The organism is Burkholderia sp. Bp8984, from assembly GCF_003853755.1.
Taxonomy (GTDB): domain Bacteria; phylum Pseudomonadota; class Gammaproteobacteria; order Burkholderiales; family Burkholderiaceae; genus Burkholderia.
In genome coordinates, this window is record NZ_QTQN01000049.1 from 18838 (window position 1) to 42898 (window position 24061).

Annotated in this window: 17 protein-coding genes and 5 pseudogenes; 12 read left to right on the top strand and 10 right to left on the bottom strand. The window is 60.0% G+C overall.

From position 1 onward, the window contains the following. Nucleotides 1–123: 123 nt before the first annotated feature. Complete coding sequence (gene gabD / locus DID98_RS32610) at nucleotides 124–1605, top strand: NADP-dependent succinate-semialdehyde dehydrogenase (RefSeq protein ID WP_124489521.1); 1482 nt, start codon at nucleotides 124–126, stop codon at nucleotides 1603–1605. An 82-nt stretch (nucleotides 1606–1687) separates the two neighbouring features. On the opposite strand, the gene DID98_RS32615 is transcribed toward gabD, so the two are convergent. The 4 genes from DID98_RS32615 to DID98_RS32630 all read right to left on the bottom strand — a co-directional run bounded on the left by DID98_RS32615 (nucleotide 1688) and on the right by DID98_RS32630 (nucleotide 6356). Then, complete coding sequence (locus DID98_RS32615) at nucleotides 1688–2443, bottom strand: SDR family NAD(P)-dependent oxidoreductase (protein WP_124489522.1); 756 nt, start codon at nucleotides 2441–2443, stop codon at nucleotides 1688–1690. Nucleotides 2444–2528: 85 nt separating this feature from the next. Then, nucleotides 2529–3782 (bottom strand): sugar ABC transporter substrate-binding protein, encoded by a 1254-nt coding sequence (locus DID98_RS32620; RefSeq protein WP_124489523.1) that lies wholly within the window; start codon nucleotides 3780–3782, stop codon nucleotides 2529–2531. Between the two features lie 85 nt (nucleotides 3783–3867). Continuing rightward, a complete protein-coding gene (locus DID98_RS32625; RefSeq protein ID WP_124524291.1) occupies nucleotides 3868–4863 on the bottom strand; it encodes an ABC transporter permease in 996 nt (331 codons plus the stop codon). Next, entirely contained in the window at nucleotides 4863–6356 is a 1494-nt protein-coding gene (locus DID98_RS32630) for a sugar ABC transporter ATP-binding protein (protein ID WP_124489525.1), read from the bottom strand. The genes DID98_RS32625 and DID98_RS32630 overlap by 1 nt, the downstream gene beginning before the upstream one ends. Nucleotides 6357–6651: 295 nt before the next feature. Here DID98_RS32630 and DID98_RS32635 point away from each other — a divergent pair, with 295 nt between their 5' ends. Genes DID98_RS32635 through DID98_RS32645 form a run of 3 tightly spaced genes read left to right on the top strand, consistent with a single transcriptional unit; the run spans nucleotide 6652 to nucleotide 10061 of the window. Next, entirely contained in the window at nucleotides 6652–8265 is a 1614-nt protein-coding gene (locus tag DID98_RS32635; protein ID WP_124489526.1) for a GMC family oxidoreductase, read from the top strand. A 2-nt stretch (nucleotides 8266–8267) separates the two neighbouring features. Continuing rightward, a complete protein-coding gene (locus DID98_RS32640; protein ID WP_124489527.1) occupies nucleotides 8268–9278 on the top strand; it encodes a zinc-binding dehydrogenase in 1011 nt (336 codons plus the stop codon). A 60-nt stretch (nucleotides 9279–9338) separates the two neighbouring features. Then, a complete protein-coding gene (locus DID98_RS32645; protein ID WP_012366404.1) occupies nucleotides 9339–10061 on the top strand; it encodes a GntR family transcriptional regulator in 723 nt (240 codons plus the stop codon). Between the two features lie 93 nt (nucleotides 10062–10154). On the opposite strand, the gene DID98_RS32650 is transcribed toward DID98_RS32645, so the two are convergent. After that, nucleotides 10155–10850, bottom strand: coding sequence for an SDR family NAD(P)-dependent oxidoreductase (locus DID98_RS32650; protein ID WP_124489528.1), 696 nt, complete (start codon nucleotides 10848–10850; stop codon nucleotides 10155–10157). A gap of 199 nt (nucleotides 10851–11049) precedes the next feature. On the opposite strand from DID98_RS32650, the gene DID98_RS32655 reads away from it, so the two are divergent. Then, the gene (locus tag DID98_RS32655; protein ID WP_124524292.1) at nucleotides 11050–12471 is read left to right on the top strand and encodes an aldehyde dehydrogenase family protein; all 1422 of its coding nucleotides are present in this window, start codon (nucleotides 11050–11052) and stop codon (nucleotides 12469–12471) included. Nucleotides 12472–12660: 189 nt separating this feature from the next. On the opposite strand, the pseudogene DID98_RS32660 reads toward DID98_RS32655, so the two are convergent. Continuing rightward, nucleotides 12661–12882, bottom strand: a pseudogene (locus tag DID98_RS32660) (transposase); the annotation flags it as partial. A 234-nt stretch (nucleotides 12883–13116) separates the two neighbouring features. Between DID98_RS32660 and DID98_RS32665 the strand changes: the two are divergent. Beyond that, entirely contained in the window at nucleotides 13117–14352 is a 1236-nt protein-coding gene (locus DID98_RS32665; RefSeq protein ID WP_124524293.1) for an IS110 family transposase, read from the top strand. Here the strand turns inward: DID98_RS32665 and DID98_RS32670 are convergent. After that, a pseudogene (locus tag DID98_RS32670) lies at nucleotides 14331–15461 on the bottom strand (IS256 family transposase); the annotation flags it as partial. The gene DID98_RS32665 and the pseudogene DID98_RS32670 sit on opposite strands and share 22 nt — an antisense overlap. Nucleotides 15462–15518: 57 nt before the next feature. On the opposite strand from DID98_RS32670, the pseudogene DID98_RS36690 reads away from it, so the two are divergent. Together DID98_RS36690 and DID98_RS32675 are read left to right on the top strand one after the other, a co-directional pair. After that, nucleotides 15519–15623 (top strand): annotated as a pseudogene (locus tag DID98_RS36690) (translation initiation factor IF-1); the annotation flags it as partial. A gap of 73 nt (nucleotides 15624–15696) precedes the next feature. Beyond that, the gene (locus DID98_RS32675; RefSeq protein ID WP_124524294.1) at nucleotides 15697–15981 is read left to right on the top strand and encodes a hypothetical protein; all 285 of its coding nucleotides are present in this window, start codon (nucleotides 15697–15699) and stop codon (nucleotides 15979–15981) included. A gap of 257 nt (nucleotides 15982–16238) precedes the next feature. Here the strand turns inward: DID98_RS32675 and DID98_RS32680 are convergent, their stop codons facing one another. Both DID98_RS32680 and DID98_RS32685 read right to left on the bottom strand, forming a co-directional pair. Continuing rightward, nucleotides 16239–16487, bottom strand: coding sequence for a hypothetical protein (locus DID98_RS32680; RefSeq protein ID WP_260426327.1), 249 nt, complete (start codon nucleotides 16485–16487; stop codon nucleotides 16239–16241). 129 nt (nucleotides 16488–16616) lie between these two features. Continuing rightward, nucleotides 16617–16805, bottom strand: a complete 189-nt coding sequence (locus tag DID98_RS32685) for a hypothetical protein (protein ID WP_034175061.1) — start codon at nucleotides 16803–16805, stop codon at nucleotides 16617–16619. Nucleotides 16806–17754: 949 nt separating this feature from the next. On the opposite strand from DID98_RS32685, the gene DID98_RS32690 reads away from it, so the two are divergent. Then, nucleotides 17755–20703: a DEAD/DEAH box helicase gene (locus tag DID98_RS32690; RefSeq protein ID WP_124572032.1), complete on the top strand. Its 2949-nt coding sequence runs from the start codon at nucleotides 17755–17757 to the stop codon at nucleotides 20701–20703. A 211-nt stretch (nucleotides 20704–20914) separates the two neighbouring features. Further along, nucleotides 20915–21475 (top strand): hypothetical protein, encoded by a 561-nt coding sequence (locus DID98_RS32695; RefSeq protein ID WP_124572033.1) that lies wholly within the window; start codon nucleotides 20915–20917, stop codon nucleotides 21473–21475. Nucleotides 21476–22170: 695 nt separating this feature from the next. On the opposite strand, the pseudogene DID98_RS32700 reads toward DID98_RS32695, so the two are convergent. After that, nucleotides 22171–22388, bottom strand: a pseudogene (locus DID98_RS32700) (IS3 family transposase); the annotation flags it as partial. A 3-nt stretch (nucleotides 22389–22391) separates the two neighbouring features. Here DID98_RS32700 and DID98_RS36695 point away from each other — a divergent pair. Together DID98_RS36695 and DID98_RS32705 are read left to right on the top strand one after the other, a co-directional pair. Further along, a pseudogene (locus DID98_RS36695) lies at nucleotides 22392–22496 on the top strand (IS6 family transposase); the annotation flags it as partial. A gap of 645 nt (nucleotides 22497–23141) precedes the next feature. Beyond that, nucleotides 23142–24061, top strand: a 920-nt coding sequence (locus tag DID98_RS32705) for a methyl-accepting chemotaxis protein (protein WP_148091656.1), incomplete at its 3' end; no start/stop codon positions are given.

Below are 24061 nucleotides of genomic sequence, written 5' to 3' on the forward strand. Positions count from 1 at the left end.
CGGTAATCGAGGTGTTTACGGTACGCGAAGGGTGGCAGCGACGCGCTGGCTCGCGAAGCCATCTCCCGACATCGGAACTCGGGCGCCACCACTTCGCGCCGGTTCTGATAAACGGGAGTAGCGATGTTGAATGACGATGGCTGGCGCGGCGCGGAGCTGCGCGATATGGATCTGTTGAGAGACGCGTGCCTGATCGGCAGTGAGTGGGGCGCGGCCGATGACGGCACGACCATTGACGTGTTCAATCCGGCAACCGGCGCGTTGCTTGGCACGGTCCCTCGGATGGGCACGGTCGAGACACGCCGCGCGATCGATGCGGCTGCGCAGGCGCTGCCGCATTGGCGTGCGAAAACGGCAAAGGAGCGCGCCGCGTTGCTGCGCCGTTGGTACGAGCTGATGCGCGAACATCGCGACGATCTGGCGAAAATCATGACGCTCGAACAGGGCAAGCCGCTGAACGAGAGCCGCGGTGAAATCGACTACGCGGCGTCGTTTGTCGAGTGGTTCGCCGAAGAGGGCAAACGGGTTTATGGCGACACGATTCCGTCGCCGGCCGGCGACAAGCGAATCGTCGTACTGAAGCAACCCATCGGTGTCTGTGCGGCCATCACGCCATGGAACTTCCCGGCCGCGATGCTCACGCGAAAACTCGCGCCGGCGCTGGCCGCCGGCTGTACGATGGTACTCAAGCCTGCGAGTCAAACCCCGTTCAGTGCGTTGGCGCTGTGCGTGCTCGCCGCACGCGCCGGTATTCCGTACGGAGTAATTTCGTGCGTGACGGGCAAAGCGAATCAGATCGGTGCGGAACTCACGTCGAATCCACTCGTGCGCAAATTGTCGTTTACCGGCTCGACGGAAATCGGCAAACAACTGCTGGCCCAGTGTGCCGCAACGGTCAAGAAGACATCGATGGAACTAGGCGGTAACGCACCGTTCATCGTGTTCGACGATGCCGACCTCGATGCGGCAGTGCGCGGTGCGATCGCGTCGAAATATCGCAATGCCGGTCAAACCTGCGTGTGCGCCAACCGCCTGCTCGTGCAGGATGGCATTTACGACCGCTTCGTCGCGCGACTCGCGGAGGCCGTCGGCAAGCTGGTGGTCGGCAACGGCCTGGACGAACGCGTCACGATCGGGCCGCTGATCGATGCCGCTGCCGTTTCGAAGGTCGAAGAGCATGTGCAGGATGCGCTCGCGAAGGGCGCACGTGTCGTGGCCGGCGGCAAGCGCGCTGCGCAGGGGGCGAATTTCTTCGAGCCGACTATCCTGGCCGACGCCACACGCGACATGCGCATCTTTGACGAAGAGACTTTCGGCCCGATTGCGCCGATCTTCCGGTTCAAGACGGAATCGGAAGCCATCGCGCTCGCAAACGATACGCCGTTCGGGCTTGCTTCGTATTTCTACGGGTGTGATATCGCGCGGGTGTGGCGTGTCGCGGAGGCGCTCGAGTACGGAATGGTCGGCATCAACGACGGAATCGTGTCGACCGAAGTCGCGCCGTTCGGCGGCGTCAAGGAAAGCGGCCTTGGCAGGGAAGGATCGCGTTATGGCCTCGACGACTATCTCGAGATCAAGTATCTGTGCTTCGGCGGCATCGCCTGATCGCCGAACGTGCGGAAAAGGAAATGGCCGCCACGGGCGGCCGTTTTTGGCTGATCGGCTTCGAACGCCGTATCGAATCGGCCTAGAAGCCGGACACATATCCTCCGTCGACGGGCAGCGTCACCCCGGTCACGAAAGCCGCGGCGGGTGACGCGAGAAACACCGCCGCGCCCGCGAGATCCCCTGCTTCGCCCCAGCGACCGAGAGCGGAACGCGACACGATCTTGCGCGACAACTCTTCCGATTCCCAGAATATCCGCGTCATGTCGGTTCGATGGTAACCGGGAGCGATCGCATTCACGCGCACGCCGCGCGGCCCGTATTCATGGGCCAGCGAGCGAGTCAGACCGACCACGCCGGTCTTGCTGGCGCAGTAGGCCGGTACGTCGGCGTCGGCGAGGTAGCTGAGCATGGACGCGATATTGACAATCGAGCCGCGCGACTGTTCGAGGAGCGGGCGTGCGGCCTGCGACACGCGCATTACGCTACGCAGGTTGACGTCGAGTACATCGCTAAACACATCATCCGCGTATTCGTCGCGCGGGCGAGCGACGCCGGCCGCGTTGACGAGCACGTCAAGGCGGCCGAGGCTGCCGAAGAATGCGTCGATTTCGCCGTGGCTGCGCACGTCCAGCGCGGCAAAACGCAGGCCGGTCAGCGACGCCTCGTTGCGTAGCGCGTCGAGCTTCGTTGCGGATGAGCCCGTGGCGATGGTATGCGCGCCGAGTCGGTGGAACGCACGCGCGATGGCAAGCCCGATGCCGCTCGTCGCGCCGGAAACGAGCACGTGCCGTCCTGTAAAAAGATTGTCGCGAAAACTGTCGGTGTCAAAGCTCATGAAGTGAATCTCCAGTGAAAGCACGCGGCGTGCGGACCAAGGCAGTGCACGCCCTTGCATTACATGCGGAACAAAGCGAAACGAATTAGTTGCTTGTGCCTTGCGCCCGAATCTCCGAAATCGACCGGACGGGCGGAATCGTGTACTTGTAGAAGAGGTTCGCCGGATTCGGATCGATCTTCTGGTCGACGTTGCCTTGCGTGATGATTGCCGGCGGGAAACCGGAGCCCATGGGCAGATTGTTCGCATCGACGCGCCGCGTGAACGCGTTGTGGATGAATTCGATGGCAGCCACACCGGTCTGCTCGCCGGAGTTTTCGCCGGACACGAGGATGTTGCCCTTCTTGATCTGGTCAAGCTCTCCACGGTAACCGCCGGCTGCATCGGCGATGCGTATCTTCCCCTGCTTGCCCATGTTTCGTACGGCGCGCAATGCGCCGAGCCCCATGAAGTCGTTCTCGGAGAGGATGAAATTCAGCTTGTTGCCGTGCGCGGAGAGAATATCTTCAGTTGCTGCGAGGCTGCCTTCCTCGGTCCACTTGCCTACGCCCAGCGCGAGTACGTTGAATCTGATGTCCGGGGCGCTCAGCTTGCCGGTTTTCTTCAAGGTCTGGAACAGTTCGAAGCCGCGCAACATGGCGTCCTCTCGGCTCGCGCTTGTGGTGCGCTCGCGCATGCGCTGATCGACGATGCCCGCGATCAGTCCGTTGATGCGGCTTTCCGACGTCGAGTTTCCGAGCACGCCGATGACGACGGCTGCGTCGATCGGCGTGTCTTTGCCTGCCTCCTTCGCCACGTACCGGCCTACCTCGAAACCGCTTGCATAGGGGTTGCCAAGCAGTGTGGTGAGCACTCGGGCGCTCGCGTCCGGCGTGGTGCCGACGGTGACGACCGGAATGCCGGCATCGACGGCGCGATTGATGCATGCGGACACACCTAGCGTATCGGTCGGATCGACCACAATGACGTCCATTTTGCGCGTGACGAAGTTGTCGATCTGCGCGCATTGGCGCTGCAGATCGCCGTCGGCCACTTGCACGTCGATCGAGTAACCGTATTTCGCCGCACTCTGCCGTGCCCCCTTGATGAGCTCAACGAACCACGGATTGCCCAGCGTGATGTCGGTCCAGCCTATTTTTAGCTGGTTCGGATTGGCCGGCTGCTTCGGCCATGCCTTGCGGACCGCCGTTCGATCGGGCAGGGCCGGATCCACCACACCGGACAGTGCCGTATTCGGCAGAAGCGTGTAGATCTTTGCCTTGGCCTGGCTGTGGACAGGGGCGGTGATGCCGAACGCCAGCACGGTGGCGACGGCGAGTGCTCTGCGAGCAACATTCATTTCAGTCTCCTGAATAATATTGTTGGATGAAAGAAAAGATGAAGCGGAGGGGCCGCGTGGCGGCCCGGGCGGATGGAGAAGTGGTTTAGCGTTGGCCGATAGGTTGGACCAGCACGGCAAGAACGATGATGGCGCCTTTGATGATCTGTTGCGGATAAACAGGCACGCTCAGGAGATTCATCACATTGCCGATCAGGCCCAGCACGAGCACGCCGATCACCGTGTTGAGAACCGATCCCTTCCCGCCCGAGAGCAACGCGCCACCGATCACGCACGTCGCGATGCCGTCGAGTTCCAGGCCGACGCCGGTGATCGGCGTGCCAACACCCGTGCGTGCCGTGAAAACGATGCCGGCGACGGCGCTCAGCGCACCGGAAATCACGTAGACGCAGAACTTGTAACCGCGCTCGGAAATACCTGCCAGCCGCACGGCCGTCTCATTGCTGCCCGTGGCGACGACCATGCGTCCAAACGTGGTGTAGGTCATCAGGAAGTAGAACAGCAGCGCGATGACCACGCCGAGCACGACCGGCCATGGCACGTTGATCCAAGGAGCGCTGCCGCTGCCGAATTCATTGAGCAATTCCGCCGCCGGCAGATCGAGCGGCAGCATCGTCGGCTGGCCATTCGACATCATGTATGTGATTCCGCGTGCGATGGTCATCATGGCAAGCGTGACGATGAATGGCGCGAGACCGAGGGCGGTCACGAGTACACCGTTGAACGCCCCGAAAAGCGCACCGAGCATCACGGCCAGCACGACCGAGAGGAGGAGCCCGGTCATGCCGCCGAACGGCATCGCCGGGACCAGCATGGCTACCAGCAGGCCGCCCGCCGCTGCGATCGACCCCACCGACAGGTCGATGCCGCCCGTATTGATCACGAGTAACATGCCGAGGCTGACGAACAGCAGGGGTGTCAATTGCCGTAGCAGGTTATAGAGGTTTTCCTGGCTCAGAAACGCGGGCGACATGACGCTCGATACGACGAACAGCACGATCAGCATGATCAACGCGTTATGGCGCAACAGACCGCGGAGCAGCGGAACATCGGTGCGCTGTGTTTGCATGATTCCTTCCATTACTTGACTCCCATGGCCAGCGATATCAGCGACTTTTCGTTGATGGCGGGGCCGCTGAGTTCGCCCGCAATACGGCCCGCACGCATGACGAGCACGCGGTCGCACAGGCCGATGATCTCCGGCATGTCGGAGGAGACCACGATGACGGCGACGCCGGCGCGTGCGAGATCGTTGATGACGTGATAGATCTCGATCTTGGCGCCGATATCGACGCCCCGCGTCGGCTCGTCAAGGATCAGTACCCGGCAGCCGTTCGAGAGCCACTTCATCAGCGCGACTTTCTGCTGATTGCCACCCGAGAGCGTCGATACGTCGACGTCGGTATCGCGCGCCTTCACCCGCAGCTGTTTGATCAGTTCGCGCGTGCGCACGCGCTCGGCACGATGATCGAGAATGCAGCGCAGGTGCGCGAGCGTGTTGCGCGGCGTCATCATCGCGTTTGCGCGGATCGGCATGTTCAGGAGCACGCCTTGCTGTTTGCGGTCCTCGGGCAGCATCCCGATACCGCTCTCGATGCCGTGGCGGGGACGCTTCAGCTTTGCGACTGGACGGCCGTCGACCCGAATTTCGCCGCTGCTCCTGCGGTCCGCACCGAAGATCGCGCGCATCGTCTCCGTTCGGCCTGCGCCGACGAGGCCGCTGAAGCCCAGCACCTCGCCCGCGCGCACGTGAAAAGAGACGTCGCGCACGCGTTCGCCTGCGCAAAGGCCGCGTATTTCCAGCCGTGTGTCGCCGATGCACGCGTCGCGCTTCGGAAAGAGATCCTGCAGCTCTCGGCCGACCATCAGCTGAACGAGGCGATTTTCGTCGATGTCGGCAATGCGCACCGTGCTGACGAAGGTGCCGTCCTTGAGCACGGTGGCGCTGTCGCACAGCCGGAAGATTTCTTCCAGCCGGTGCGAGATGTAAATGACGCATACGCCATCACGCTTGAGTCGCTCGAGCAGGGCGAACAGACGCGTCGTTTCGCGCGCGGTGAGCACGGCCGTCGGTTCGTCGAATACGAGAACACGCGACGTGCGCGAGAGCGCCTTGCAGATCTCGACGATCTGCTGCTCGGCGACCGACAGCGTTGAGACGGGACGCGACACGTCCAACTCACCGAAGCCGAGCGCATCCAGTTGTTCGCGGGCGCGCGCCTTCAGTTTCGACCAGCGGATGATCGACGTTCCCGCGCCGAGGTCGTGCAGAAAGATGTTCTCCGCGACGGATAAATGCTTTGCGAGCGAGAACTCCTGATGAATGACGGAGATTCCGTGCGCCTGCGCGGCGTGCGGGCTGTCGATTGGAAGGTGGCGACCGTCCAGCAGGATCTCGCCTTCGTCAGGCGTGTGCGCACCCGCCAGTATTTTCATGAGCGTCGATTTGCCCGCACCGTTTTCGCCCATCAGCGCGTGTACCTGACCGCCGTGCGCTTCCAGGCTGACGTTGCGCAGCGCCTGTACGCCACCGAAGTGCTTGCTGATGTTGCGCATGATCAAGTGGTTGCTCATCGTCTCCTCTGTAATCCTGTTTGCCATGGGCGGTGTTCATTGCTGCCCGTAAGTGAAAGCGTGTCATCTTGCGGCGATTGAGAATGGATGATGCATCATATATTCAAGATGGCCTGACTTAGATGGGTATTTCCCCTAGGCGCTGCGAAGCCATACGACCACGGTCGTTGTTGTTCAATAGAGATGCATCATATATCATTGGTTGGCGGGCTGTAGCGATGTGCAGTGCAGCGATGTGTAGTGCAAAAGAAGTCGCGCCCGTTCAATCGACCAGAAGCAGACACTGGAGACACCCTTGACATACGACTACATCGTGATCGGAGGCGGTTCGGCGGGCAGCGCCGTCACCGGCCGACTGATCGAAGCTGGCGCAAGCGTCCTGTTGCTGGAGGCGGGGCCGCGCGACAGGAATCCGCTCGTGCATATCCCCGCCGGTTTCACGAGACTGCTCTCGACGGATCTGCTGTATCACTACGAAACCGAGCCGCAGACAGGGCTCGACTCCCGGCCGCGCATCGTGCCGCAAGGCCGGGTGCTGGGCGGTGGCAGTTCCGTGAACGCGCTCATCTATATCCGGGGGCAACAAGAGGACTACGACGAATGGGCTCGCCTGGGCAACTCGGGATGGTCTTACGACGAGGTGTTGCCGTACTTCAGGCGCGCGGAGGACAACGAGCGGCTCGACGATCGGTATCACGGCGTCGGCGGGCCGCTTGGCGTGTCGGATCTTTCGCAACGCTGCGAATTGTCGACGGCGTTCGTGCGCGCCGCGCAGCAAGCCGGCATTCCTTTCACGCACGATTTCAACGGCGCGCGGCAGAATGGCGTCGGCTTCAATCAAATCACGACACGCGACAAGAAGCGTTGCAGCGCAGCCGTAGCTTATCTGCGCAACGCCGAGGCGAGCGGGCGTTTGACGATCCGTACCGGTGTGCGCGTGGACCGCATTTTGATCGAGGCGGGTCGCGCGATCGGTGTGGAATACGTCAGCAACGGCCAGCTCGTACGCGAGAAGGGCTGCAAGGAGGTGATCCTGTCGGCAGGAGCCGTGCAGTCGCCGCGTCTGCTGTTGCTTTCCGGAATCGGCGCGACGGAGGAACTCGCTCGGCACGGCATCGAGGCCGTGCAGGATCTGCCGGGTGTCGGTGCGAACCTGCAAGACCATATCGAATTTCCGGCGGTGTCCTACTGCACGGGAAACTACGGTTACTACGGCCAGGACAGCTTCACCAACACGCTGAAGAACGGGCTGCAATATTTGCTTTTCAAGAGCGGGCCCGTCACATCGAACGTGACCGAAGCCTGCGCGTTCGTCAACGTCGACGCGCCGCAAGAGCGTCCCAATATCCAGATGCACTTCGTGCCGATCGTGTTTCTGGACCTGGATCAGGACCACGTGAAGTCGGCAGGCGCGACAATCAATCCTTGCGTGCTTCGTCCGCAAAGCCGTGGCGAGATTCGTCTGCGCAGCGCGGATCCGGGCGCCGCGCTGTGGATCGATCCGAAGTACTTCCAGCATGCCGAGGATCGACGCCTCGCTGTAGCCGGCCTGAAAAAGGCGCGCGAGATTCTCGCGCAACCGGCTCTGCGCAGCTATACGAGCGAGGAGGCGCTGCCGGGCGCGGGCGTCGCGACCGACGCCGCGCTGATGGACTACATTCGCAAGCGCGCGAAAACCGTCTATCACCCGGTCGGCACGTGCAGGATGGGCGTGGACGAGCACGCGGTGGTGGATCCCGAATTGCGCGTGCGCGGCATCGATGGATTGCGCGTGATTGATGCATCGATCATGCCGAATCTCGTGTCGGGCAATACGAACGCCGCTTCCATCATGATCGGCGAGAAGGGCGCGGACTACGTGCTCGGCAAGACGACCCTGAGCGGCGCAGCACTTGACGCGGTGGTGTAGCGATGCTGGAAGATAGCGTGACGATCGGCACGAACAACACGACGGATACGATGGGCGCCTGGACCTGGCAGATCGCCGGCGCGCCTTCCGCGCTCGCATGGCGGCGTGCGGCGAGGCCGGTGCCGGGGCCCGGAGAAGTGCTCGTGCGCAACCGCGCCGCGGGTCTGAATCCCGTTGACTGGAAATTCATCGAATGGGGGTCGCCGGCATGGCGGCCGGACCACATACCAGGGGTTGACGGGGCGGGAGAGGTGGTCTCGGTAGGCGCGGGCATCCAACAGGAATGGCTCGGCGTGCGTGTGGCCTACCACCAGTCGCTCACGCGCGACGGCAGTTTCGCGGAGTACACCGCAGTGCCGGTCCGCGCACTGTTGCGCTTGCCGCCGGGCCTGAGTTTTGCCGAGGCGGCGGCGTTGCCGTGCCCCATGCTGACGGCGTGGCAAGCCACGCAGAAAGTGCCGCACCGGACCGGCCTCGAAGCACTGGTAACGGGTGCCGGTGGAGCGGTCGGCACGCTGTTGGTCCAGCTCGCAGTGCGGGCTCGCTGGCGAGTGTCGGTGATGTGCAACTCACGTCATTTCGAGCGCATGGCGCGTCTTGGCGCTTCGACGAGTCTGTTGCCGGACATCGGAAGCAGCGCCTTTTCATCGCATCGGCCGTTCGACGTCGTGTTTGACACGGTGAGCGGCCAGCATGCCGCCCGACTTGCGCGCTTCGTCGCCGTGAACGGCCATCTCGTCTGCATCCAGGACCGTCTGGAGACATCCCCGGTCGCACCGTTTACGACGGCCATCTCGTTGCATGAAGTGGCCCTGAATGCACTGCACACCCACGGCTCGGCCGCGCATTGGCGCACGCTGGTCGATGCGGGAGAGCGTCTGCTCACTGACGTGCTGCATCGCGCACTGGCGCCGCTGCCTATCGAGCCGATGCCGCTGTCGCGCTTGCCCGAAGCACTGGAATCGTTGAAAGCCCATACCGGGCACGGCCGGCCCGTCGCCGTAGTCGACTGAGCCCGCAGCCGGGTTATCGGCATCGGCACCGCCTGTTGCGGCGATGGAGCGTGATGTATCATGCATGAAAACATTTTTCGTCCCGTTATCAGAATGAAGCCACTCGCCCGTGTCGAAAAGAGCAATCTCTCGTCACGCATCTACGAAGAGATCCGCTCCCGATTAATGAACGGTCAGTACGCGCCTGGCGACCGACTGCGTATCAACGACCTTGCCGAAAAGCTCGGCACGAGCATCACGCCGGTGCGCGAAGCGATTTTCCGCCTGGTCAGTGAACAGGCCCTGGAAATGACTGCGGCAACCTCGATCGTGGTGCCGGTGCTCGACGCCGATACCGTTGCGGAGATTCAGCTCATGCGGCGGCTTCTCGAGGGTGCGGCGGCCGAACAGGCGGCGCAGCGCATTACCCCAAAGGAAATCCGCCATCTGAGCCTGACGCACGACGAGTTCATCGAGGCAGTTGCCGCGAGCCCTTCAGAGGCCGCGGAGCGCAATCGCGACTTCCATTTCGAATTGATGGCGGCAGCCAGGATGCCCACGCTCAGCGCAACCGTGGAAACCATGTGGGTCCGGATGGGGCCGCTGCTGCACACGTTTCATTCGCATCTGCCGCGGCGCGAGATATCGAATCGTTCGCACCCCCACTATCGCGTGCTGGCCGCGCTGCGCAAGGGTGATCCCGAGGGGGCATCGCGAGCGATCCAGGAAGATATCGAATGGGGCCAGCGCGTGCTGCTCGAATGGATGGCCGAGCGGGAGCATGGCGAAGTCGCCGCTACGTAAGTAGCCGATTACCCGATCCGATTGCGATGCTACCCCACGCGGGTAGCACATGCGTGCGGCGGCGCATCGCCGCCGCCTATCCTCACTGCTTCATCATGCGATGCTGAATCCGCCGTCGATCGGAAGGACGACTCCCGTGATGTAGTCCGCGTCGGCCGAGCAAAGGAATTTCACGCCCCTGGCGACATCCGAAGGCTGCCCCCAGCGCCCGAGCGGCAGCCGTGCGCGAATTGAACCGCTGCGCTCGGGGTTGTTCAGCGCTCCCGCAGATAGTCGCGTTTCGATCCAGCCAGGCGCCACTGCATTGACGCGCACTCCGCGATCCGCGAACGCGGCGGCATGCGCGCGCGTCAAGCCAACAAGGCCGGCCTTGCTTGCCGTATAGGCAGGATTACGGGCCGAGCCGAAAAAGCTCCACATCGATGCGATATTGACGACGCAGCCGCGCACCGCGGACAGCTTGTCGAGCGCGACTTCGGTCGTGAGCTGGCAGGCGTTCAGATTGACGTCGACCACTTTTCGAAAGCCCGCTGAATCGAACTCCGCGCGGTCGTGGAGGATGATTCCGGCGGCGTTGACGAGCACGTGAATCTGCGCAAGATCGCCGAATGCGTCGCGAACTTCAGCAGCTGACGTCACGTCGACTCGTTTGAACGCGATCGCCGGATCGAGATCCTCGTCCGCGTCCTTTCCGACGGACACGGGGCGCAGACCCGCGCGCAAGAATTCTTCGGCGATCGCGCGACCGATTCCGGTGCCGCCCCCCGTTACTACAGCAACTTTCGTCATGGACTTTCCTCCTGTGAAAATAAAATATATGATGCATCATATTCCGGTATGCGGGCAGGCACAAGCGCCCGGGTCAATCGTGGCAGTGGAGGAGGAAAGCCACGGGCATTTCTCGATGCGATGCAGCAGATGCAGCAGATGCGGTGACGATGACGGCAAGGCTGAATCCCCTTTTTAAATTCAACAACTGGAGACTCGAATGACCAATGCGAAGCGGTTTTACATTGCGGGCAAATGGCAAGCGCCTGAGTCGAGCGCGCAGATCGAAGTGGAAAACCCGGCGGACGAGTCGATTATCGAGACGATTGCCGCTGCTTCCGCGTCGGACGTCGGTCGTGCGGTAGCGGCCGCAAAAGCTGCGTTCGGCGAATTTTCGCGGACTACCGTCGAGCAGCGGGAGCGATGGCTCGTCAAACTGCTGTCGATCTACAACCGGCGCTACGACGAGATGGCGCGCGTCATCTCGCTAGAGATGGGCGCGCCCATCGATTTCGCTGTAGCGGCACAGGCCCGCACGGGGCAAGGGCACATTGAGGCCGGGATCCATGCCCTTCGGACGTTTCGCTTCCAGCACGCAGTCTCCGGCGGGACTGTGGTTCGCGAACCCATTGGCGTGTGCGCATTGATTACACCGTGGAACTGGCCCATCAACCAGATCGCGTGCAAGGTGGTGCCCGCCATCGCAACCGGGTGCACGATGGTGCTCAAGCCGAGCGAGGTCACGCCGCTGAGCGCGCTGTTGTGGGCCGAAATGATCGATGAACTCGATTTGCCGCCCGGCGTGTTCAACATGATCAACGGCGACGGTGCGACTGCGGGCGCGGCGCTTGTGGCGCATCCTGACATCGACATGATTTCGTTTACGGGTTCGACCCGCGCAGGCAGCACGATCGGCGCGGTGGGTGCGCAAATGATCAAACGGGTAGCCCAAGAGCTGGGCGGCAAATCGCCGAACATCATTCTCGAAGGCGCGGATTTGCGTCCGGCCGTGGAGAGAGGCGTGCGTCATTGCATGGCTAATAGCGGACAGTCTTGCAACGCACCCACACGTATGCTCGTGCCCGAGAGCGAATACGCGGCGGCTGTCGAAATCGCTCGTGAGGTGACCAACAGCATTCAGGTCGGTCGTCCTGAGCAGCACGGCGGCCATATCGGCCCTGTTGCGTCGCACGCTCAGTTCGAAAAGGTCCGTGCTCTCATCCGGGCGGGGATCGATGAAGGCGCTACGCTCGTCGCCGGCGGGCCGGATGCGCCGGCTGGTCTCGAGCTCGGCTACTATGTCAAACCGACGCTGTTCGCTGATGTGCATAACGATATGCGTATCGCGCGCGAGGAAATCTTCGGCCCCGTTTTGACGATGATCCCGTATCGGAGTCTCGACGAAGCCATCTCCATTGCGAATGACACGCCGTACGGACTTGCGGCATATCTGCAGGGCAATGCGGAATTGGCACGATCCGTAGCAAGCGAACTGCGTGCCGGTATGGTGAGTCTCAACGGCGCCGATCAGTCTTTCGATGCGCCGTTTGGCGGCTATAAGCAGTCGGGGAACGGGCGCGAGTGGGGGGCGTTCGGTTTCGAGGATTACCTGGAAACGAAGGTCATCAACGCGGCCGGATGAAATGCCAGGTCGATGCTCGTGAACGTGTGAGGACGAGGTTCAGCCAGCCTGGCTATATTGAGATTCGTGGAGCTCCGGAATGATATTGATGATGCCGGGCGTCCGTATGCGGAGATGCCCGCGCATAGCGGTGATACGCGTCAGCGGAACCTGTCTGCATTTTTGTGGGCGAGGCGGTTGAACAGCGCGTTATCCACGCGCCTGCATAAATCGCTCTCCGAACAGGATAGCAAACTGATTCATCGCTGATTTCCAGTCGAACGCAGCGCGTACGGTCTTGGCCAGCACGTTGCGCAACGCCAGCCAGAGCAGTTTGATCGCGGCCTCATCATTCGGGAAGTGACCACGGGTCTTGATGATCTTGCGCAACTGCATGTTCAAACTTTCTATGGCGTTCGTAACCGGCATGATATAGCCGGTGCCTCGCGTTTCCGCGCCGAGTGGTTTGAGCGTATGGTGTGACCATCCGGGACAGGGGCACTGGGGAGCACTTCGGGTGGGCAGGCCGTTGTTACACGATGAGCCGCGAGCTCGTGTTAGTAGTTGGCCGCCCCTGCGACCCGCCCGGTTGCGCTGTGAGCGCGAATCCGTAGTTGTCGTGCTGTCCCACCGGCTCCCAACAGTGATCTGATGCGGGAGACGGTTATGCGAATCGTGGGGTTTGACGTCTCGCGCTCAGTGGCCGAGATCGCGTACCTGGAGGATGGCACGCTGCATGCAGGCGGCCGCACCGGGTTGCGACGCGACGAACTGGAGCGTTTTGCCGAGAAGCTGCGCGCCACCGATCATGTGGTGCTCGAAGCAACCGGCAACACTGCCGCCATCGTCAACGTGCTTCGTCGGCACGTCGCGCGCGTGGCGATTGCCAATCCGCTGCAAGTTCGGCTGATCGCGGAGGCTCGCGTCAAGACGGACAAGATCGAGGCAGCCGTACTGGCACAGCTGTATGCAAGCGGCTTTCTGCCGGAAGTATGGATGCCGGACGAGCACACGCTGGCGCTGCGCCGACAGATCTCGCGTCGTTCACAGCTGGTGCGGCAGCGCACGCGGCTGAAGAACGAGATTCATGCGGTTCTGGCCGCGCATCTGATCGAGCGATGCCCCGCCACCGATCTGTTTGGCAAGAAGGGGCGTGCCTGGCTCGGCGTTCAACCGCTTCCGTTGGACGAGCGACTCGGTGTTGAGCAGCGGCTGCGCGAACTGGACCGCCTCGGTGAGGATCTGCGCGAGGTGGAGCAAGCACTCGCGCAAGCGACCATCGACGACGCGCGATTGCGCGTGATGCTGACGATCACCGGCGTCAACACCACGGTGGCGATCGGGCTGCTATCTGCCATTGGCGACATCGAGCGGTTTCCGAATCCGGAGAAGCTGGTGAGCTACTTCGGGCTCAATCCGTCGGTCTATCAGTCCGGCCCGACACCGGCCAGGCACGGCCACATCACCAAGCGCGGGCGCTCTTACGCACGGGCGATGCTGGTCGAGGCTGCCTGGGGCGCCACGCAGGCGCCTGGGCCGCTGCGCGCCTTCTTCCTACGCGTGCGCGATCGCCGCGGCCAGCAAATTGCTGTCGTCGCGACCGCTCGCAAACTCGCAGTGATCGTATGGTATGTGCTGACACGCGACGAGCCGTTCGCGTGGGACCGTCCCGCGTTGACCGCACACAAGTTACGTGCGCTGGAACTGCAGGCTGGAATGCCGGCGCAGCATGGCTCGCGCAAAGGTCCGGCTGCCGCCTACAGTCTGAAGAGTGTCCGTCAGCAGGAACGAGCCGTGGCTGAGCAGTCTGAGCGAACCTATCAAAGACTGTTTAACCGGTGGAAGCAGTCGCGCCCCAAATCAGACAGCGCGCCGATACGGTGGCCGGAAGCGCGGACATAGCGAACGAGCGAAGTACGGCGTGGGGGCTTGTGTATTTCATCCGTGGTGTAGACGACCCGTCGGATCTCCGGCGGGAACACGTAGAACGGCACGACGTGCTCCCACGCGCGTTGCCACGACTGCACGATCGTCGGGTACTTCGCCCCCCAAGGTCCGTCGGCGAAGTCTTGCAGCGCTTGCCTTGCCGCCTCTTCGCTGGCAGCCGCGTAGATCGGGCGCAGCGCAGTGGCGAGTACCTTACGGTCCTTGTAGCTGGCGTATTCGAGGCTGTTGCGGATCAGATGCACGATGCAGGTCTGAACGGTGGTCCGCGGATAGGCTGCGCTGATCGCCTCGGTCAGTCCTTTCAGGCCATCGGCCACGGCGATCAGGATGTCCTGGCAGCCGCGCGTCTTGAGTTCGTTGAACACCTTGAGCCAGAACTTGGCGCCCTCGGTCTGCTCGATCCAGAGGCCCAGCACGTCGCGCTGGCCATCGGCCTGGATGCCCAAGGCCAGATAGACGGCCTTGTTGCTGACCACGCCGTCGTCGCGGATCTTGACCCGCAGCGCGTCGAAGAACACGACCGGATACATCGCCTCGAGCGGGCGGCTCTGCCAGCTCAGCGCTTCGGCCATCACCTCGTCGGTGACCGAACTGATGAAGTCGGGCGACACTTCGGTGCCGTATTGCTCGGCCAGAAACCCTTGAATCTCGCGCACGCTCATGCCACGCGCGTACATCGCAATGATGCGTTCGTCGAAGCCGGTGAAGCGGCGCTCGTGCTTGGGAATCAGGATCGGCTCGAAGCTTCCGTCACGGTCACGAGGGACTTCGACACGAACCGGGCCGCGATCCGTGATGACCGTCTTGCCGCTGGCGCCGTTGCGCTCGTTGGCTTGTCCGGGCGGCTTGGACTGGCCCGACGGGTAGCCCAGATGTAGATTCATTTCGGCGCCCATCGCGCGTTCGATGACCGCTTTGTTGAACGCCAGCATCAGATCCTGAACCTCGGTCGGCGTCATCGGCCCCTTGACCAGTTGGTCCAGCAGTTCTTTGGGCAACTCAGGCAGCGGCCCGCGGGCCGCTGCCTGAGAGGCTACTGTTCTCCGTTTCTTCTTCATTGGCATATCCATGACTTTTACCTCTCATGATATGCCCCGCCCACAAAATGACGGATAGGTCCACTGGAATTGTCGGTCTATGACCTCACCAAAGGGCGTATCAATTTCCGGCACAAAGACGAACGGGCTTCGCCCGGTGTGCCTCGAAACAGATTTGTTCGACGCTAACCATGTAGCGCCGATACAGGATTGATTGCGCTCCTCTACGCAATTCGTAGCCATCAATCACCGGGAGTTCATCATGAGTATGCGTACCTATCGCGGATTCGAAATATATCCGCTGACTTATCCTCACTTTCACACAGGCGCTGGCCGTACTCACAACTACGAAGCCGGTTTCGACGCGGCGGTCAAGGTTTGCCTGCGTGGCACTAACACCACGCTGACCCGGAGCCAGACCTTCAAGCTTGTCGACGGTTCGCCGTTTGCCAGTGCCGGTGACGCACGCCGGGCTTCGCAACGTTACGCAGAAGACATCATCGATCAGAACCGAGGCGAACATTGGATGTTCGACGCAGTTCTTTGATACGGCTCTCTGTTGAACAGCAATGCATGGGAGCGCGCGTCAATCGGAGACGTGCGTCCCGATCCGAAATTGCGCGAGCCGACGCCATGCTGCCGGTCAACGGGAAACTCGCGTCGTAAGCCGACATTCCTTTCTGTCCCGTGCTCTCAAGGCAGATCAACGGACGAGCGGCCGCATTGTGCGACTGGCGCGCTACGCGCTGATGGACGTCGCGTTGCCGATCGACGTTGCGTAACGACCAGGCCGCCGACGCAGATTCAATCGATGCCTTGCGCCTTTTCGTGCCCCTGGATTTGCTCTTCGAGCAATCTGCGTGCGAGCGTTCGTGCGGCGTCACGCGCCTCCACGTCCGATGCAAAATCCCCTTCGGTATCGTGTTGATCAGAGGTGCCGGGATCCTCTCCGATGCGGTGCAAGTGGACGATTCCGCGATAGCGCCCAGACGTGGTCCGCATCACGCGAAGGCGTGCCACGTGCGTGTGGGTCGTACACACTTCATCATCCATGATGCCTTCCTTGCCAAGACCCCTGGCGAGACAACGACATGGCAGACTTCACCCGCCCGCCTGCATCCGTGTGTTTGGCTCCCGGTAAACTTCGGCAAGGCGGGGTTTATCGCCGCCAGCGCCGAGAGGTCAATGTTTGCGATGCATCCACCCCAAGTGATGGGAGTCCAGCCACTGAACGACTTCCATACTTGAATGTTCGCTCTGGTAACGGCGCGCCAACGCGACTGCAACCACCGCGACCACCGCAAGACCAACCACCCAACCAATCATCGACTGAGTCATGACAGCCTCCTTGTGAATGTGGAATGCAGCCATGACTGAATTCTAGGCGTCTTGGCGGAAGGATTCACAAGTCCTGCGCCACGCCGCGCGGACGAACCGCCTCCACATGCACGATCCTGGGGAAGGTACGCTCGACCTCCACCTGATCGGTCGCGCCCCGTATCCAAGGATCTGGGGCGCAGGCCTTAGCTGTGACTGATGAGGTGACAGGTTTCGGTCGGGATGTCGTGCAGATTTGATCCACGGCATTCACCGCTCGGTTCAAACGGAATGCGCGAACGGAGGCAAGCGATGCTTCCAAGGACAACTTTTCTGAGAATTTCCGTGCCCAAGGACACCTTTTCTGAGACGGTGAGCATGTGATCGTCTCAGAAAAGATGTCCAAGTCATTGATTTGTATAGGGTGCCAAAGACATCTTTTCTGCGAGCCCACAGTTGGTTCTCAGAAAAGATGTCCGCGGTCTCAATATGTTGCCTTTGAATAAAAAATGATTTCCTCGGTGTCATGCGTTTAAAAATTCGATGATATATCGGCATATTTGATGCATGCGAAATCCATGATCGCGTTGTTGTTCGGGCTATATGTCGAATATGGAGTAAGTGAATATTCACTATCGAACGACATACCGATCAGGATGGAAGAGTGCTGCGGCGATCGATATGAGGGAAAGAGCTGCGCTCGCCGAAAGAATGGGGCCGTCGGAGATTCTCGACGTCTAGTCGTGTAACAGTTTGCGTGGATTTCTGTGAATTCTATTGATCCGTTCGACGTTGCGATCAGCCGCATCGTGATCGTTGGGTGGTAAGAGCCGCTGATCGATCCAGCCACTTTGCAAAGTCTGTTTCGTGACAAACGCACTGATCTCCTGTCGGCGCGTTACGCTACAGTGGATGCTGGACTGGCAACGGCTTAGTCTGTTGCGAGATGCGTTTACGTCGTCACGTGATACAAACATATGAAGCTTAACGGGGGAGCAAGGGAATGGACGTTGATGTTGATTTTTATGGGAAGAATGAGATTTACAGGAGCTGGGCCGACAATCGCATCAACTTTGGTCTCGCAACCGAAGCTAATGAAGGGCGTGGATTCAGGCCACCCCAGCGAGCGGCAGTCCTTGCCGTTCTATCGCATCTCGACATGGAACCCACTAAACCAGCAACAGTCGTCATGCCCACTGGAACTGGCAAGACTGATACGATATTCGCTCTTGTCTTAGCTGGGTTGTTCAAGCGAACACTGTTGGTGGTTCCGTCCGACGCACTGCGAACGCAGATGAGCGAGAGGCTGCGGTCGCTTCAGACGCTCAGGACCATCGGGGCTGTGTCGGACAGCGTGCGATCACCGGCTGTCCATGTAGCCGAAGGATCAGACAAGGCCTCGGATACAGCCGCAATTGAGAACGCCAACGTGACGGTTGCAACGCCGGCAACACTCGCCACGCTGGATACGAATACATTAGAAAGCGTTCTGGAGCTATATACCCACATCGTATTCGATGAAGCTCATCACGTAGCGGCTGCAACTTGGGATCGAATCCGGACCGGTGCCGAAGGTAGGCCCATGCTTTACTTCACTGCTACGCCATTCCGTCTCGACGAACAACGCTTGGGCAGCAAGATCGTGTTCAACTACACCTTGCGGCAGGCCCAGCGAGATGGCTACTTTCAACAAATTGAATTTCACCATGTACGCGAGTACCGCGACGAACTGGCGGATGAGGCCATCGCCGAGAAAGCGCTGGAGCTACTGCAAAAGGACCTTGCGGACGGGTTCGACCATATCCTGATGGCCCGATGCTCATCGATTGCGAAAGCCAAGACTATTGCAGCCATCTACGAGCGCCTCTCGGAAGGAACCGAACTCAATCCGGTGCTCCTGCATAGTCGAACTGGCGATCGCCGTGAGACGTTGAACACAGTCCTTGAACGTCGGAGCCGGGTCGTAATCTGCGTGAACATGCTGGGGGAAGGTTTCGACCTACCTCAACTGAAACTGGCCGCGATTCACGACCAACATCGTAGCCCTGCGGTGACGCTTCAGTTCATCGGACGGTTGACTCGTGTGTCATCCAAGCTTGGTCCTGCCAAGTTTGTTGCGAATATTGCCAACCAAAGAATTGAGGGGGAGATGCAAGGGCTCTACGAGTCAGACGCCGATTGGGGCATGGTTATTCGCGAAGTCAGCGAGAACAAGATCCGCCGGGAGGTTGAGCGGCAGGAATTCGAGGCTAAGTTTGAGGGCAATGACGATGCCGAAAAGATCGTAGCTCTCAATCCTCGGCCACACACTAGTGCTGTCGCTTACCGAGTCGATCGATCCGGGTGGCGACCTGCCAATGTAAGCATGCTTCGCGGTCGAGGCGAGTCACTGGAGTTGGAGTCGGTCAGCGATGATGAGCGCATCGTGATGGCTGTCACAAAGGAGAGCATTCCGGTCGACTGGGCCAAGAGCGCTTCGGTAATGACAACCAGTTGGCAGCTTTATCTTGCATACTACAGGCCGTCGGACAGGACTTTGTTTGCTACTTGCACCGGTGACGAGATTCAACTCGGGCGATTCGTGAAGCTAATCGCGCCTTCGGCTTCTCGCATCCGGGATGAGGCAGTCTTCCGGATTTTGAGTGGCATCGATCTACTGAAGCTGCAGAACGTTGGCCTGATCAGAGGGGGGCGTGAGGTTCGCTTTACCATGCATGTTGGCCATGATGTAAACACGGTCATGGCCGATCTAGAGAATGGAACGTCGGCCAAGTCCAACATCTTCGCCGTAGGGCACTCCGAGGGCGAGCGAACATCAGCGGGATGTTCCGCCAAAGGAAAGCTTTGGAAGATGGACTCTACTGCAGTGGATGAGTGGATCAGCTGGTGTGACGAGGTAGCCGTCAAAATCAACGATGAGAACATCGATACGACAGACATCCTGAAAAATGTACTTCGCTCCGACAGGATCAAGGATGCTTGGCCACAAGGACTGTTTTTCGCAGACTGGCCAGATCAACTGTTTATCGACACGGAGACAAAGTGTGTGGTCACTGTGGAGTCGGAGTCTTATGCAATAACGGATCTGGTCTTGGGGCCGCCATCCATCGAGTCGGCCACGACGCTTGCGGTGCCGTTGATCGCCGCACGCGATGGCGAGTCGGAGCGGGAGCTATTGAAGATCAGGATCCATCTGCGCGGCGATTCTTATTCCTACTCCGCGCCAGGTGCTCGCTTCACAGTTGGCAGTAGAGAGTGTGCGCTTGCGGAGTACCTCGACCGTGATCGACTGAGACTACTGAATGTCGATGGCTCCATCGTGATCGGCAACTACCGGATCTACTCCCCGACGAGCCTAAATGTTCGATTACCCCAAGAGCTGATGCAGAGTTGGTCATGGGACGGGGTTGATATCAGTCGAGAATCTATGGCAGATCGAAGCGATCTTGCGAGCGTACAGGGCTATACGTTCAGCAAGATCGAAGACGATTACGACATCATTTTCGATGACGATGGCGCTGGCGAGGTCGCGGATCTGGTTGCAGTGCGTGTACGGCAACACTGGATTGAGGTTGACCTCTACCACTGCAAGTATTGCAAGTCTGGGCAAATGCCTGGCGCTCGGGTTGACGACGTATACGTCGTGACCGGCCAAGCAAGCCGGTCAGTGAAGTGGCATACACGAGGGCCAGCGTTGTTCCAGCGTCTGCTAGATCGTTATAGCAAATCCCAAAGCAAGGGGCGAGATCGCATCCTCAAGGGTTCACCCGAGGGAATAGACGTATTGCGAAAGAAGGCGAGGGACATGGAAGTTCGACTGGGTTTCATCGTGGTACAGCCTGCAATTTCTGCAGGGGGCAACCTAGATGAGGTTCTCTCGGTTCTCGGCACAAGCTATCTGTACATCAAAAGCGTCGCAAATGTGAATCTGCTCGTGATCGGCAGCCCCTGAACACTTCAATCGGTTCTTGAGATAGCGGGGCGCTAGCTGGCGCCTCTACTAGCTAAACCCCACTTCTGCACAACGAGACTAAGAAACCAGGAAACGCTGGTAAGGCAACTAACGCAATGGGGGATACCCGCTGTACGGCGACTGGAACTGCTCGGCGTACGCAAGCGAATAGGAAAACACCGGCTAGCCCGGCACCGTGAAAGACAGAACCATGAGTATTATGCAACGCCCGCCGTCCGGAACTTTCAAGTCATTTCAGGACGAACTGAACTCACGAATTTGTGGAGACTACGGCCGCTGGGTGCTCGTCAAGTTGTATTCAGGACGATGGGCTCCGGTGTGGTACGCGTGTCTCGATATGGAAGACTATTGCGAATTGATACTTGAGGAAGACGAATTTTTTCGCGACGAGCCGTGCTTCGATGGTGACACGGCAAATCCATCATACCCCATCGCTCGGGAGGCATTGTTCGCCATCATCGAGAGTCTACGAAATGAAGTCGCAGAGAATCCACTTATGGCAGAAGCGTTTGACGAAGATATTCGGAAAGCCACCCGTGATTTGAAAGGCTGTCTTGAGTCCGTTACGACTACCGTAGGCGACTGTCGCCCAACCATCTCGATGCGGTACTCAAAAAATGGGGAAGCTGACTACTGCTTGGACGTGCAAGTCACCGGGTTAGCGTCTGAACAGCACGCCAAGGCTGCTGCCGCTCATATTCAGAGATTGCTCTTCGATGACTCCACTTCTGACGAATTGAAGGGAAAGTGATGGCGCGAGCGTTCAAGGTCATTGGTGTGTAACTGGTCGATCGCAGGATCGAGGAGGTAGCCGAGACGACTGACGAACTGGCGCGCGAGCGAAGTTTCGAAACGCGAGCAGCCTGCGAGCTTATCGAACAGATGATGCTGAGAGTAGGCAACGAGCCCCCGGCTCGACGTTGTTTTGAAAGCCGTTGATCGAGTTGGCCAGGAGGGGCGGTTGACACTAAAAAAACAGGAATCGTCGAGATTATTTGTCGCTCGGTACTACAGGGGCACTCGGACGCGGGAGAGCGCGCCCCAAAGACAACTTTTCTGAGAATTTCAGTGACCAAGGACATCTTCTTTGAGATGGGCCGCATGCAGTCGTCTCAAAAAGATGTCCAAGCCGTTGATTTTTATAGGGCGCCAAAGACATCTTTTCTGAGCGTCCACAGTTGTCTCTCTGAAAAGAAGTCCGGATTCTCAATATGTTGTCGTTGGATATTCGACTGAATTAGGGAACCACTGATTAAAAGGCGATCGCACGATTTGTCGTTAAACTTTGCACTCTCATCGCAAATCATCCGCAATGCCAAATCAAAGTGCCGACACAAGCTACAGCTTTCAGTCGTCGCTATGGTGAGTCGGGCTTAAGCGGCAGAGCAGCGGGATGTCGGCAAACCTATATCGATCAATCGGTGCTGCGCTTGGTCAAGCGCCGCCTCGGGCGTGGGCACGCGTATCGTAGTGAGTCTGGTAGATTCTTTCGACCCGCAACGTCTTGAGGAAGCTCTCCATCGGGGGGCGTTATCCCAGGCGTTGGCACGGCGGCTCATTGAAACGTTTATCTTGAACGCGGCGGTCAATTTCCGGTACGCGCGACTGACGTATTGGGTGCCGCAATCGGAGTGCAGTAGCAATCCCGGTGGCGGTTTGCGTTGCTAGCACGCAAGCGCTTCTTCCGGCGGATGCTGCGCTCAAACCTGGTGCCGAGTAAGATTGTGACCGATCAACTGCGCAGTTATCCGGCGGTGAAGGCTGAAATTCCCTGCCGAGACATCAAATGAACGCGGTATGTCGTCGCGCCATACTCAAAGAACGCCTCGCGACATGGCATGGTTGGACTGACTCTCCCGCAGCCAACGAAGTTATCTGATAAGGATAACGACTCTTGAGGAAGACGCGTGGCATGCACTTATCACCTTGATATAACTATTTCGTCTCCTTCATCGCTTCATTCTCCCGCCGCCTCTTCACCAACTTACAGAGTCTTTGCGTGGCTTTCACGAGTTGGGCGACACAAAAATCGATAGTCGTGCTCACATCCCCATATCGGAAACATTTCAATTAGATTTCAGGCGATTCGATCATGCGTCATTGTTCCGCATTTCAGGCCGCCGATGCCCAATCGTCGGCCGGCCAGCCGAAATACCGGCAGCAACCTACCCCTGCTCCCTTTCAAATTTCCGCAAACGTCTGCGTATTGACCTATCTTTAATGGGATGAAAAAAGCATGGCTCAATGCGTAAAAAATTCGATTGCGATCAGACGCGCCGCATGACAGCATGCGGGGCGTCGGCAATCGGGCACCCGTCCGGAACGATTCGATCGATCGCGCCGACCCGCGACCGAATCGTTTTCTCTGCCTTTCGCGCCGCCGGATCCAGACGACCCAAGCCCTACGGGAGATAGACATGGCCACTGCGACGACGCCCCGCGCCGGCACGCCCCCTTTGCCCGCCCTGCTGCGCGGCGGACGCTTCACGCTCGGCACGCGCATCGTGCTCAGCTTCGGCGCGATCTTCGTGCTGATGCTGGTCATGGCCGCGATTTCATACACTCGATTGACGGCGATCGACGCCGCTGCCGACAGCCTCCAGCGGGATTCGGTGCCGGGCCTGTACCTGTCGACGTCGCTGCGCGCCGCGACCAATCAAAGCTATACGGTGGTCGAACGCGCGATCTTCAGCGACGGCGATTCGGACGGCACGAAGCGCGATCTCGATCGGATTCCGGAAGCGCTGCGGCGTTTCGATCAGGCGTCGACGCAATACGAGGCGACGCTGTTCCGCGACGACGACAAGGCGCGCTTCGCCGCGCTCCGGGCCGCATACGACCAGTACCTGCCGCTGTTGAACGACGCAGCGCATGCGGCGGCGAGCGACCGCGCGGCTGCGCGGGCCAACTTCGCGCACGTGACGACGGCGTGGGAGAACGTAGTCCGTGTCGCGGACGCGCTGGTCGACGAAAACCGCGGCCAGGCCGACGATTCGGCACGGCAGATCCGCACGTCGGTCAATACGGCGGAAGCGACGCTCGCGACCGCGCTGAGCGTCGTGCTGCTGGTCGCGCTGGCGACCGGCTATGCGCTGTTCCGCGCGATCACGGGGCCGATGGCGCGGCTCGTCGAGGTGCACGACGCAATGCGCACCGGCAACCTCGCGCAGCGGCTCGACCTGCGCCGCAGCGACGAATTCGGCACGCTGCAGGACGGCTTCAACCGGATGGCCGAACAGCTCGCGAGCCTCGTGTCGCAGGCGCAGCAGTCGTCGCTGCAGGTGACGACGTCGGTCGCCGAAATCGCGGCGACGTCGCGCGAGCAGCAGGCGACCGC

Bases quoted from the DNA above. Each gene is read 5' to 3' on its own strand.
- DID98_RS32625 (WP_124524291.1), bottom strand. From the start codon at position 4,863: ATGGAAGGAATCATGCAAACACAGCGCACCGATGTTCCGCTGCTCCGC.
- DID98_RS32620 (WP_124489523.1), bottom strand. From the start codon at position 3,782: ATGAATGTTGCTCGCAGAGCACTCGCCGTCGCCACCGTGCTGGCGTTC.
- DID98_RS32675 (WP_124524294.1), top strand. From the start codon at position 15,697: ATGAGTATGCGTACCTATCGCGGATTCGAAATATATCCGCTGACTTAT.
- gabD (WP_124489521.1), top strand. From the start codon at position 124: ATGTTGAATGACGATGGCTGGCGCGGCGCGGAGCTGCGCGATATGGAT.
- DID98_RS32630 (WP_124489525.1), bottom strand. From the start codon at position 6,356: ATGAGCAACCACTTGATCATGCGCAACATCAGCAAGCACTTCGGTGGC.
- DID98_RS32645 (WP_012366404.1), top strand. From the start codon at position 9,339: ATGCATGAAAACATTTTTCGTCCCGTTATCAGAATGAAGCCACTCGCC.
- DID98_RS32680 (WP_260426327.1), bottom strand. From the start codon at position 16,487: ATGGATGATGAAGTGTGTACGACCCACACGCACGTGGCACGCCTTCGC.
- DID98_RS32685 (WP_034175061.1), bottom strand. From the start codon at position 16,805: ATGGCTGCATTCCACATTCACAAGGAGGCTGTCATGACTCAGTCGATG.
- DID98_RS32615 (WP_124489522.1), bottom strand. From the start codon at position 2,443: ATGAGCTTTGACACCGACAGTTTTCGCGACAATCTTTTTACAGGACGG.
- DID98_RS32690 (WP_124572032.1), top strand. From the start codon at position 17,755: ATGGACGTTGATGTTGATTTTTATGGGAAGAATGAGATTTACAGGAGC.
- DID98_RS32640 (WP_124489527.1), top strand. From the start codon at position 8,268: ATGCTGGAAGATAGCGTGACGATCGGCACGAACAACACGACGGATACG.
- DID98_RS32665 (WP_124524293.1), top strand. From the start codon at position 13,117: ATGCGAATCGTGGGGTTTGACGTCTCGCGCTCAGTGGCCGAGATCGCG.
- DID98_RS32695 (WP_124572033.1), top strand. From the start codon at position 20,915: ATGAGTATTATGCAACGCCCGCCGTCCGGAACTTTCAAGTCATTTCAG.
- DID98_RS32650 (WP_124489528.1), bottom strand. From the start codon at position 10,850: ATGACGAAAGTTGCTGTAGTAACGGGGGGCGGCACCGGAATCGGTCGC.
- DID98_RS32655 (WP_124524292.1), top strand. From the start codon at position 11,050: ATGACCAATGCGAAGCGGTTTTACATTGCGGGCAAATGGCAAGCGCCT.